Annotated in this window: 8 protein-coding genes; 3 read left to right on the forward strand and 5 right to left on the reverse strand. The window is 72.0% G+C overall.

The genetic code is table 11. The features are described from left to right. Positions 1 to 102 precede the first annotated feature (102 nt). Together O7625_RS09800 and O7625_RS09805 are read left to right on the forward strand one after the other, a co-directional pair. A complete protein-coding gene (locus tag O7625_RS09800; RefSeq protein WP_282345515.1) occupies positions 103 to 1,053 on the forward strand; it encodes a hypothetical protein in 951 nt (316 codons plus the stop codon). A 79-nt stretch (positions 1,054 to 1,132) separates the two neighbouring features. Further along, the gene (locus O7625_RS09805; protein WP_157517416.1) at positions 1,133 to 1,681 is read left to right on the forward strand and encodes a hypothetical protein; all 549 of its coding nucleotides are present in this window, start codon (positions 1,133 to 1,135) and stop codon (positions 1,679 to 1,681) included. A 105-nt stretch (positions 1,682 to 1,786) separates the two neighbouring features. Here the strand turns inward: O7625_RS09805 and O7625_RS09810 are convergent, their stop codons facing one another. The 5 genes from O7625_RS09810 to O7625_RS09830 form a co-directional block, all read right to left on the reverse strand. After that, on the reverse strand, positions 1,787 to 2,491 hold the full coding sequence (locus O7625_RS09810) for a Crp/Fnr family transcriptional regulator (protein WP_282345516.1): 705 nt from the start codon (positions 2,489 to 2,491) through the stop codon (positions 1,787 to 1,789). An 84-nt stretch (positions 2,492 to 2,575) separates the two neighbouring features. Next, entirely contained in the window at positions 2,576 to 3,874 is a 1,299-nt protein-coding gene (locus O7625_RS09815) for a hypothetical protein (protein ID WP_282345517.1), read from the reverse strand. Next, entirely contained in the window at positions 3,874 to 7,245 is a 3,372-nt protein-coding gene (locus O7625_RS09820; RefSeq protein ID WP_282345518.1) for a hypothetical protein, read from the reverse strand. Before O7625_RS09820 ends, O7625_RS09815 begins: the two co-directional genes overlap by 1 nt. Beyond that, positions 7,242 to 9,887: a hypothetical protein gene (locus O7625_RS09825; protein WP_282345519.1), complete on the reverse strand. Its 2,646-nt coding sequence runs from the start codon at positions 9,885 to 9,887 to the stop codon at positions 7,242 to 7,244. The genes O7625_RS09820 and O7625_RS09825 overlap by 4 nt, the downstream gene beginning before the upstream one ends. A gap of 20 nt (positions 9,888 to 9,907) precedes the next feature. Then, positions 9,908 to 11,086, reverse strand: coding sequence for a DUF4407 domain-containing protein (locus O7625_RS09830; RefSeq protein ID WP_282345520.1), 1,179 nt, complete (start codon positions 11,084 to 11,086; stop codon positions 9,908 to 9,910). A gap of 457 nt (positions 11,087 to 11,543) precedes the next feature. Between O7625_RS09830 and O7625_RS09835 the strand changes: the two genes are divergently transcribed. Beyond that, entirely contained in the window at positions 11,544 to 12,020 is a 477-nt protein-coding gene (locus tag O7625_RS09835; protein ID WP_282345521.1) for a hypothetical protein, read from the forward strand. Positions 12,021 to 12,025 lie beyond the last annotated feature (5 nt).

The following is a 12,025-nucleotide window of genomic DNA, read 5'->3' on the forward strand; positions in this document are numbered from 1 at the left end:
CCGAATCGACAATGCGGGCGGGGTTCCGAATCGCGTCGGCGGGCAACGTGACCGAAGGTTTCGGACCCGCCAACGGTCGTACCGACGGAGGGACGAACCACGATGACCGATCAGGCCCCGGCGATTCGCCGTTTGTTGGTGGCGGTGGACATCGAGAAGTACAGCACCCGTACCGCCCCCGCGCAGTACCAGGGACAGCGGCGGCTGCTGAGCATCGCCCAGTACGCCTGCAAGCGTGCGCAGGTGCACCGGGTCATTCCGCAGGAGAGCGGCGACGGCCGGTTGATGGTGTTCCAGCCCGGCGTGAACGAGGCGGCGGTGGTGCCGGCACTGGTGCTCGGCTTTCGCCACGCGCTCCACGAGAACAACGGCGATGCGGGCGAGTTCGGGCGGATGCGGTTGCGGATGGCGATCGTCGAGGGGGCCACCGCGTACGCCGGCAACGGATTTCACGGTCCGGCGCCGATCCTGGTCGGGGACCTCATCAACGCGCCGAGGTTGAAGGCGGCGCTGGACGAGCACCGGGAGAGTGACCTGGCGCTGGTGGTGCCGAACTATCTCTACGCGGATCTGATCAGCCAGAACTATCCGGGCCTGAGCCGGGAGCATTTCTCCCCGTTCCCGGTGGAGCTCCGGCATGATCAGGTCGAGCGGGCGTGGATCCACCTGCCCCGGTCGGCACCGGCACCGGATCCGCGTGCGCCGAAGGTCAGGTGGGACGGAATGGCCACCGCGATCACCGTGCAGGGCCTCTTCACCGCCGGGCAGGTCTATTACCAGGGCCATCTGACCGTCAACGCGGGCTCGGTCGACGACTCGCCCGCAGGCGGCACCCACTCGGGTCACCATCAGCACGGTCACCACAACCACCACGGCCCTGGCCTCGGCCATGCCGAGTTGCCCGACGAGCTGTTCGACGAGCACCCGGAGCACGACGGGAGCGACGTCGGCGGGACCGGCTCCGAGCACGACGTGTCGTCCCACTGGTACGACCACGACCACGACGACGACCACGATCACCACCAGCAGCACGACGACGACCAGGACCAGTGATCTGGTGCGATCCCGTCAGGTGATGCCGGGCCGGGCCGGAATCCGTGGTGCCCTGGAGGCCACTGAGGAGGAATGCCACATGGACAACCAGCCGGCGGCCCCGGGCGGGCACCCGACCGACGCACCGCTGAGCCCGAGCGAGGAACTGATGGTGGTCGGGATGATCAACTCATCGTTCCAGTTGGCCACCCAGCAGGCGGACAGCAAGGTGAGCATGTTGCTGGTGGTGCATCCCGGCGTGACCGCAGTGCTGGCCAGTCAGCTCGACCAGGTGGTCGGGCTGCTGGTCGAGCCACGGTCGCTGAGCCTGCTCGCGGCACCGGCGGTGCTCGCCTTCACGCTGGCCTTCCTCGTCTCCGGTTACCACCTCATGCAGGGATTACGGCCCCGCCTCACCCCACCGGCTCCGACCAACCGGTTCGCCTTCCCGGCGATCGCCGCCGGCACCGCCGACACCACCGGCCCGGCCGGCGCGGCGGCGCTCTGCGCCGAATCCTGGGCGCTGGCCCGGATGCTGGCCGACATCGCCATGACCAAGAACCGGCACGTGAGCAAGTCACTCAGCTGGGTGTCGGTCATGGTGACCACCGCGCTCACCCTGCTCGCCCTGGGCGTGCTGGCCGGCTGAACCCGCCCACCGGCCGACCCACCGGCCGGCTGACCCACCCACCGGCCGACCTGCCCGCCCACCGGCTGCCCTGCCCACCGGCCGGTGCGGTGGGCGCGCCGCCGGTCAGGCGGCGGTCGCGGCGACCGTGGACAGCGCCTGCCTGTCGCGGATCACCACCTTGCGGTAGCCGACCGTCACCGCGCCGAGGCGGCGCAGGTCGGCCAGGGCACGCTGCACGCTCGGTTCGGCGGCCGCCACCAACTCGGCCAGGTCGGTGTGGCTCAGCGGCAGGTCGATCAGGGTGCCCTCGGGCACCGGGCGGCCGTACACCTCACCGAGATGGGCGATGAGCCGGGCGATCCGGACCAGCACCAGGTCACCGCCGACGTCGACCCGGTGCCGGTTGGCCATCCGCAGCTTGGCGGTGACCGACCGGTGCACCGCGTCGGCGATGCTCGGCCGCTCCCGCAACAGGCTACGGAAAGTGGCCGCCGGCATGACCCGGCCGGCGGCACGGGCCGCCGCCACCACCGAGGCGGACCGCGGCTCACCGTCGAGAATGGCCAGTTCCCCGAGCAGGTCACCGGCGACCCGGACGGCGAGCAGCATCGGCCTTCCGTCCGGTTTGCGACCGAGTACCTTGACGTAGCCGCGCAGCATCAGCACCACCGACGAACCCGCGTCACCCTGCCGGAACAGCAGGTCACCCGGGGTCCAGGACCGAGGCGCACCGGCGGCCAGCAGCACCGCCTGGTCGTCGGCGGTCAGCCGGGCCAGGAAACTACCGGTGGGCCAGGTGCCGGCCCGGCCGGTGCGGTCTTGGATCACGGCGACTCCCCAGCAGCCGTCGGTCAGCGGGCGTCCCGAAGGCTACTGACCGACGACGTGGGGTTACATCATCCGTACGGGCGGTCAGCGCGAGTAGATCACCCTGCCCCGCCCGTCGAATTCGTCGATCTGGTGGGCCACCCGTAGCACCCACCGCACCTGCTTGGCGGAATCGACACCGCCCGGGACGACCTCGATGTCCGTCTCGGTGGCGACGTCGCCGTTCCACAGTGCGGGGTAGCCGTGATCCGGCACGTGGAGCACCGCCCTTCCGGCGTACGCGTCGAACCGCTCCCGGACCAGGTCCGTGCAGCGCCGGGCGAACTCGGTCCGCCACCAACTGTCCGGCTCCGGTGGTGGGCAGGGGAAGATCGAGCGGACCGCCTCGTCCACGTTGACCAGCCAGCGCAGCCTGCCGGCCGGGTCGGTCGATGCCTGGTTGACGTACTGGCTGAGCTGCCGGAGCAGGGCTGCGCGGTAGTGCGTACGCTGCCCCGGCTCGTCCAGCCTCGGCATGGGCCGGCGGCCCGTGACGTTCAGGCTGTGCGCCAGCCCGGCCACGCTGTCGGCGAGGGTGAGCGCGTCGGTGACCAGGCAACCGAGCTGACGGTCGCCGCCGGCTATCTCGGCGACCTCGGGGCTCGGCTCCGTACAGGGCAGCGGCAGCGCCGCGCTGTCGAACCGGGGTGCGGCCGGGACCAGGCCGTCCGCCGACGGAGCCGGGTGGTTGTCGGGGTCCGTCGCCGCCCGCAGCCGGCGGCGCAACCGGGCCGCCTCCTTCGGTGCGAGGGCCAGGCAGGTCAGCCACATCCACTGCCACCGGCCAGCCGGGTCGGTCGGCACGGGGACGTCCCGCCAGGGCGCCACCGCCGGATCGGCGCGGAACTCGTCGAACAACCGCCCGATCTCGTACGCCGGGCCGTCCGGGACCGCGCCGGCCACCGTCGCCTCGTCCTGACCGGCGGGTGGGCCGGCGTCGCGGACCCGGCCGGGGGCTCCACCGTCGGCGGCTTCCCCGCCACCCTCCGGATCCCCGGTGCTCCCCGGTTCCCGGGAGCCGTCGCCGTTGCCGTCGTCACCTGCCGGCGACCGGGTGACCGGTTCCGACGGCTGCGCCCGGCCGGCCACCCCGGCATCCCCGGCCAGGGCCTGGGTCGGCTGGTGGGCCAGCCAGTCGAGCACCGACTCGATCAACTGGGCGACCACGGCGTCCGGATGCGCCGGATCGGTGGGCCGGGGCCACAACACCTGGTGCAGCTCCGCGCCGAACCGCGCCACGACCGCCCGGACCCGCTCGGCCCGTTCCCCCGGGGTGGCCAGCACCGTCGACAGGGCCGTCAGAGCCTGGTCGTCGGAGACCACCCTCGGCTGCTCAGCGTTCATCAGTGCCTCCCGTTGAAGGGATCCCAGCTGTCCTTCCACACCGGTTCACCCCGGGTCATCGAGGTGTGGAACACGGTGCCCGGGTGGCTGAGCATGTCGACGAAGCGGGTGGTGGTCAGATAACGCGGATAGCCCCGGTGCACGCGCAGGCAGCCGCTCTGGTCCAGCGAGGCGAAGTAGCGGATTGCCCGGTCGTAGGGGCCGTCCGGAACGCGCAGCTCGGTGCGGTGGACCGTACCGCCGGTGCCGTCGCTGATCTCGAACCGCCAACCCCGGACGCCGGACGACCGGACCTCCGGCTCGGGCAGCGGCACCTCGCCGACCAGGCCGGCGATCGGGTCGGCATCCGGGTGCAGGGTCTGGATCCGGTGCGGAAACCAGGGTTCCGGGCCGTCCAGGCGTAACGCCACCGACCGGCCCGCCACCCGCGCCGAGGTACGACCCACCGGCGTCCCCACCGCGTGGATCACCACCGCCCGGCCGCCCCCGGTCGCCGGCAGCAGCCGGCTGATGTCGACGCCGCTCTCGTGCATGAGGAAGTCGGGCGAGCCGCCCCGGCAGAGGAACAGGGTCGGGGTGAGGTCCTGGTCGACCTGGAGCTGGAAGTAGAGGTCGGCCGGGGGCTCGCCGGGCAGGGTGATCCCGGTCTGGCGCAGCGCGTGGGTGATCAGGTGGTAGCGGAAGTCGCCCCACTCGATCGACTCGCCGGCGCCCAGGTCACGGTGCACCCGCAGGTTGCGCGGCACCAGGTACCAGCGGCTGCGGGCGGCCAGTTTGCCCTGCCGGTCGCTGTACCGGCAGGGCGTGCCGGCGGTGAGCAACCGCTGCCCCCGCGCCCCGTCGGGCTGCCGGAGGAAGAAGTGGCAGGGCAGCGAGAGGAACATGTTGTCCACATTGACCAGGACCACGCTGCCGCCCTCGTTGAGCGCGCCGACCAGGGCGTCGTCCCTGGTCCCCGTGGCCCGCAGGTTCCGCTGCTCCTGCGCCCAGCAGGCACCGATGGAGGCGGCCTGCTTGGCGTTGGTCCGCTCCACCACCAACGACGAACGGTCCCATCCGCCGGCATCCGTCCGCTGGTTGAGGGCCTGCGCCAGGGCGTCGGCGACCAACCGGCCGACCAGGGGCATCTGCGCGCTGCGACCGGAGAGGAAGACCTGGTCGAGAGAGTCGTCCGGCCGCTCCCGCAGGCCGACCACCACCAGTTCGGCGGCGAGGTCCGCCGCCTTGGTCAACACCGGCCGGGCCAGCCGGGCGAAGTCCCGCCCGGACAGCCGCAGCGTGGGCGCGGTGAGCCGGGACGCGGGCAGCGCCGACCCGGCCCCACCGGTGTTCTGGAGCACCAGGTCGAGTCGGGTGTCGTGGACGGTCACCGACTCCGCGTCGGCCGCCAGCGCGCCCAACGCGATCTTCGCCGTCTCGGCCTCGTGCCACAGCCGCTCGAACGCCGGGGCACTGCCGCCGGACTCCAGATCGGTCGGGAGCAACGCGCGCAACGCCACCGCGACCGCCTCCGGCACCGGATCGAGGGTCTGGTTGGCCAGCACGTACGGGGCCAGCGGGCGGTAGCTGCCGTCCGGTGCCCGGCTGGCGCCCGGCCAGCTGCCCTCCCGGTTCCGGCGCTGGTCGGCCGGCAGCGCCTCGACCAGCGCGTCCACCAGCAACGCCTTGACCCAGTAGTAGACCCGCAGGGTGAGCAGGTCCCCGCCGAGCTGGGGGTGCCCGGTCGAGCCGAGCACCTGCGGGGTGAGCACGTACGACCGGCCGGCCCGCGGATCGGTCACCGCCTCCGGGGTCTGGTCCTCCAGGTCCAGGGCGAGCAGCGCGATGTCGGTGGTGCCGCCGCCGATGTCGAGCACCAGCACCACCCGGCGCCAGGTCGGGTGGTGGTGTCCGTCGATCGGCCGGCTGCGGCTGCGGAACCGCTCCAACCCCTCCTGCACGCTGCCGCGCAGCTCACGCAGGACGAAGTACATGGCTGCGGCGACGCCCTCGTCGTAGGTGAGGTCGGGCTTCGGCACCTCCAGGTCGCGTTGGAGCAGCCTGGCCAGCCGCTCCCGCTGGGTCGGCGGAGTCGTGGTCGGATAGGTCACCAGCACGTGGGCGGCGTCGGGGAGCTGATCCTGGTGCCGTCCCGCGGCGAACCGTAGCGCCCGGTCGATCAGCCAGTGGTAGACGTGTAGCAGCAGGAACTCGCTGGTCGCCGGCTCCCGGGGCGCGGGATCCCAGTCCAGCCCCAGCAGGTCGGCGGCGAGCGGCCGGGGCTGCCCAAGGGTCCGCTTCAGCCCCGGCAGCACGCTGACCAGCGTGGTGTCGTCCGACGCCGGCTGGTGCAGGGTCACCGCGCCCGGTCGCAGCACGTACGCGGTGCTGCTGACCGCGTACCTGTCGCCGAGGTCCTGCAGCGGCACCTGGGCCAGCCCGGTGAGCGCCGGGGTGAACAGCGCTTCGTCCACCCGGCGGTGCAGCTCCCCGGCGAGCCAGCGACGGAGCTCGGCGTTGGTGCTGAGGCCGGGCCGTAGGCCGATCAACGTCAGGTCCCGCAGCTGTGCCCTGGCCTGCTCCGTGCCCTGGATGTCGGCGCGCAGGTGCCCGACCAGTTGCCGCACCGAGTCGACCGGGTCGTGGTCGAACGGGGGCAGCTGCCCGACCTGCTGCCCCACCTGACTGACACAGTCGGCGACCAGGCCACGCCACTCGTCGCGGGCGGCCGGGTCGTCCGGGCCGGGCAGCTCCAACAGGCCGGCCAGCTCCCGGCACAGCCGACGGTCCTGATCCTCCGGCAGATGCGTGGTCCGCTGCTGCTCCTCGTCGCGCACCATGGTGATCGTCGAGCTGGAGGTGCCGAAGTCGATGGCGAACATCTTGGCCGTCTTCGCCCCGGTCGTCGTCCGCCGCAGCGGCGTCCGCGCCACCAGCCCCTCCCGCTGCCGGGCGACGCCGGGGGCGTCCCCCGCCGGCCGGTCCCCGGCCGTGGCGAACTCCAGCACCAGCGGAAACTCCCGGTCGGTCACCTGGTCACCGCCGGCGGTGACCCGCCAGGTCAACCGGACCGTCTCCAGCGGCCGGCGGGAGCCGACGATCCACAGGTCCTCCGCCACCGGCACCGCAGCGGTGACCTCCTGGGCCTCGACCACCCGCACCGGTTGCCACGCGCTGGCCGGGTAGGTACGGCGCAGGTACTGGCCCAGCGCCCCGGAGGCCGGACCGACCTCGGCCAGGACGACGTCCCACACCTCGACCGGCCCGTCGACGGCCCGGATCAGTACCCGGGGCAGGTGGTACTGCTCGTCCTGCGGATAGATCCGGTAGCCGCCCTCGGTCTGCTCGGTACGGCCCTCGGCCGCCGGCTCGAACAGCAGCTCGACGCTCATCTCTCGTCCCTCCGGTTCGACGGCCGCAGCTCGTCCGGCCAGTCCTGTAGCAGTTGGTGCCAGGTGGAACCGCTGCTGCGGCGGCTACCGCCGGGCGTCGTACCCTCGGCGCGGTCGGTGTTGAGCCGGTCGATGGTGGCGGTCCGGGGGATCTCCTGGTGCACCTCGAAGATCTCCGTCTCGATCGCGTCGGCGAGCTGCGTCAACTCGTGTGACAGGCGTTGCCGGGCGAGCTGGAGCACCCCGTCGGTGACCTCCTGACGCATCCGCATCAGCCGGATCACGTCACCGCCCTGGTCGTTGCCGAAGGCGTCGGGAGGTGACGTGGGCCGGCCGGACGGGTCGGTGGCCGCCGCCGGTGCCCACGGCATCCGCTGCGCCGGCAACAGGGGAAACAGCTGCCGCGCCGCGGGCCACTCCAGCTCGGGCGGGTCGGCCAGCACCTCCCGCTGCCGCCCGGTCAGCTCGGTCACCCAGCGCAGGTGGGCCAGGCTGTCCAGCCAGCTCCGACGGTTGGCGCCACCGTCCGGGTCGAGCGCGGCCAGTGCCGCCGACCGGCCCGGCTCGGCCAGCGGATCGGGGCTCTGCGCCCAGATCACCTCCAGCCGTTCGGAAACCTCCCGTACCCAGCGGTCGGCGAGCCGGCCGAAGAGCCGCCCGGCGACCCGGGAGGCGTCCCGGACGAAGTCACCGAACGGCGTGTGCAGCTCCTCGGTGCCGAGTAGTAACGGGCTGCCGGACGGGCCGGGCTGCGGACGGTCGTGGTCGGTGTGCGGGCGCCGCTCGGTGTGCACCCGCCCGCCGCCGGGTGCGGCGGGTGGCCGTGGGCGGGCCGACCGCACCGGCGGGACGACCCGACCGGTGCGCGCCGCCGCGAACGTCTCGTCCCAACCGGACCAGCGGTAGACGATGGCTGCCACCTCGACCCGCAGCTCCTCCAGCGCCTCGTCCAGGTGCCGCTGCCAGGTCGGATCGCCGGTACCGGGCCGCAACCAGCCCACCCGGTTTTTGATCGTCCGTTCCGCCTCGCCGAGGTCCTTGCTGAGCTGGAGCAGGTCGGCCACCACCGCGTCGGCGGTGGCCCGGGCCCCGTCGTGGTCGTGCCAGGCCAACCGGGTGGTGAGGTGGTGCAGCGCGTCGGTGTGCCGGCGCAGCGCCTCCAGCTTGAGTCGTACCCCGTGCTCCGACACGTGCTTGCTGATCATCGCCCGGAGGGCGCGTACCCCGCCGTCCTCGCCGACCGCGACCAGCGCGTCGTTCAGCGGCTCCGCCGGCTCCCGGGGGGTGACCGCGTCGGCCGCCGCCCGCCAGCCCGACATCCGGCTTCCGACCACCGGGCGGTGCGTGCTGAGCGTCGCGGCCAACGCCCCGCCGGGCCGCAACGGCATCCGGTGTACGTCGATCGCGTAGAGCAGACTGGTCATCGCCACCCGATCCGGATGGCCTCCGGTCAGGTCCCGCCCGGTGTCCAGCACCGCCCGCAGCCCGACGTGCCCCGCCGCCAACTGTGCCACGGTGGTCGGCCCGGCCGGCGCGGCCGGTGCTGGCAGCAGGTCGAACATGTTGTTGACCACGATCGCCGCGTCAGCCAACTCGTCCCGGCCGCGTCCGTGCCCGGCGAGCAGGGCGAGGAACCTGGTCGGCACCTCGGTGTCCGGCCGTTCCGCCCGCACCACGATCAGGATGGTGTGCACCGGGCGCAGCATGCTGGCGGAGAGGAAGTCGTCCCGGGCGGCGCCCCGGGCGTTCAGCCCGGGAAAGTCGAGGAACTCCACCTCCCACAGCCCGGCCAGCTCGTGCACCGGCCACTGCCCGGCCGGCACGGAGATCTGTAGGTTCACCCGGCCGACCAGGGGAAACAGCTCCCGCAGTACGCCGGAGGTCAGCTCGCTGCCGGCCGCCAGCGGCACCGTCGGCGGGCGGACCGGGAACCGGGTCGGCAGGGTCCGGAGATCGTCGATGGCCAACGCGGCGGCGTACTCGCCGAGGCTCACCGGCCGGGAGACGCCCGGGTTGACCGGATCGACCAGGGCACCGGCCCGGTCCAGGGCGTTGCGGATGCGCAGCAACTCCCAGGCCGAGTCACGGATACCGAGCACCGCCGCCTCGTGCAGCTCCGGGTTCTCCACGTCCGGCCAGATGAAGCGGCGGCACCACTGCTCGAAGACGTGCCAGCCGTCGCGTACCGGGTTGTAGTCACGCAGCGGTGCGACGTCGACCGGCAGTCGGGTCTCCGCGACCACGGAGGCGATCTTCGCGAGGATGAAGCCGGCGCTGGCCTCGATCTGGGTACCGGAGAGCAGGCTGACCGACGCGCCGGTCACCGCCACCGCCGAGCCCGGCGGACCGGCGCTCAGCCGCAGGGCGGTCACGTTGCCGGTGGTCGCGTTCGACGCCGCCGGAAGGAGTTCCGGATTGCCCAGCAGGGCACCGAGCAGCAGCGACTTGCCGGTGCTGAACTCGCCCACCACGCCGACCGTGATCGGTGCCCGAGCGGCGTTCTCCAGCTCGAAGGCGTACCCGATCAGCTCCCTCTGTGTCTCGATCAGCTCGCCCGGCACGGTCGCGGCCTGCGCGTCCGCGCGGACCCGTTCCGCCCAGCGCTGGTAGCGCTCGATCAGCGCCTGCGTGCTCTCTGACATCGGACCTCCTCGGAATGGGTTCACCAGCGGTCGTCTCTGAGGTAGCCCAGCCGGCTCGACTTGCGGAAGCTCTCCTCCTCGCGGGTCAGGTCGTAGCGGGTGTTGGCCCGGATCCGTTCGAGATCCATGGCCTGGTCGACCGCGTCCCGCTCGACCTGTCGTTTCTGGGCGGTCCGGTACGCCACCACCGACGCCTGCGCCCGCAACCGCCGGTCGTAGAGGGTGGGGCGAGCGAACAGTTTCAGGGAAACCGGCAACAGGTCGATCGCGAGGAAGGTCACCCGCAGCACCCAGGGAATCCACTGCACCATCCAGCTGTCCCTGTTTGCTTTCAGGAAGCGTTGCAGCGCCTTTTCCTGGGTGATCCAGCCACGGTCCTGCTCGATCGCCTCGACACTGGCGCTGATCCGGCTCTGCCGGCCGTTCTCCAAGGTGTCGATCTTTTCCTTGAGCGCCTTGTTCTCCTTGTCCACCCTGGTCCGGGTGGCGTTCGCGCTCTTCCGTAACTGTTCGAGCTCCCGCTTCCGCGCCGCCGCGATCGGGCCGTACCCCGGACGGCGGGTGCCGGTGGCGCCCCCGATCTCCCCGGACATCTTGTCGGCAGCGGTGGCGACCTGCTCCTCCGCGGCGGCCACCTGCTTGTCGTTCGCCTCGATCTTGGACCGGAGTTCGGCGATCTGCCGGGTCTCACCATGCCGGTCGACGGCCTGCACCGCGGCCACCTGCTCGATCCGGGCCGCGTCCATCTCCCGCCGGATCTCCGGCTGGAACATCAGCAGCAGCGCCGCCTCGGTCACCAGCAGTGCGCTGCCGACCGCGATGGCCACCCGGAAGAGGTACTGGAAAAGGTGTGGACCCAGCCTCTTCCGCCAGGTGCCCGGACGGTCCGGGTCGAGGTCGCCGTAGCGGGGCTCGGCCACGATCGAGCGGTCCGCCCAGAAGACCAGCAGCGCCCAGCCGGCCGCGAACGGCAGCAGCAGGGGGGTGAAGCCACCATTGATGACGGTGCCGAAGAGGGTGAACATGACCCCGGCGACACTGGCGATCAGCACGATGAAGACACCGACGCCGACATAGCGGAACCGTTCCACCCGGGTGTCGATCAGGTTCCGGTCGACACCGGAACACCAGAGGAAGAACCAGGTGAGGGGATTACGCCCGGCCGGCTGATTCGTCCTGCTCCACATCTTGGTCGTCATGGCCCGGTCACTCCCTACGAGGACCCGCACCCACGCGCGGGTGCTCGATGCGCCGAGTGTGCGGGGAAGGGTGGTTACAGTTCCCGTCAGAAAGCGGGGTGTGGAAAACTCGCCATTTCGGTGGTGCCCCGGGTCGCAGAAATTCTGTGACGGTCGGTGTTCGGGCGACAACCGGATGTCCGTTCGCACCTGGGCCACGAACCGGAGCGTCGGCCGGCACCGTCGGCCCCACCGCCGCCACCGACCCGGCGTGGGTCATGCCACCGAGAGCCGGGCATCACCCACCGACCGCCGGCACCACCGTCGACACGGTCCGACCGGACGCACCGAACGGTCCCGGCCGCCGACGGCCCACCTCGGAAACTCGGAAAAAGTTCTGCCGGGCGGCAACCCGCGGGCGATGGATCGCATGTACCCGGGTGTAAGCAACGATCGCCACGATCCATAGGGGACCGAAATGCCCGCACGTCGTCTGCTGCTGCTGCCCGCTGTCACCGTCCTGTGTGCACTCGCCGCCTGTGGCGCCACGGAGCAGCCCAGTTCCGCTCCGACCACGGCTGCTCCGGCCTCGGCTTCCCCGGTGGCGTCCAGCGCCGGCCCGACGACGGCTGCCCCGACCGCCCCGGCGGACCGCACCCCGAGTGCCACGTCCTCGGCGACCAGCAAGGCGGCGGGTGACGTCAAGAGTGCCGCCTGCCCCTCGGGGGCGACCCTGGAGAAGCTGGTCGAGCTGCCGAAGGGCATGACCTTCGGCAGGGTCGACTGCGTGAAGGACTGGGCGGGGGCCGACCCGCAGGGCCCGAAGACCGGAGACGGCATCTACCTGTTCCACCACACGGCCGGCACCGGCTGGAAGTACTACGGCGAGGGCAGCGGATACGACTGCAAGGACCTGGGCCTCACCGAGCCGGCGCCGTTCTGCATCTCCGACTGAGCACG

Origin of the sequence: Micromonospora sp. WMMD714 (assembly GCF_029581315.1) — a bacterium.
In the GTDB taxonomy this organism is placed as follows: Bacteria; Actinomycetota; Actinomycetes; order Mycobacteriales; family Micromonosporaceae; genus Micromonospora; species Micromonospora rifamycinica.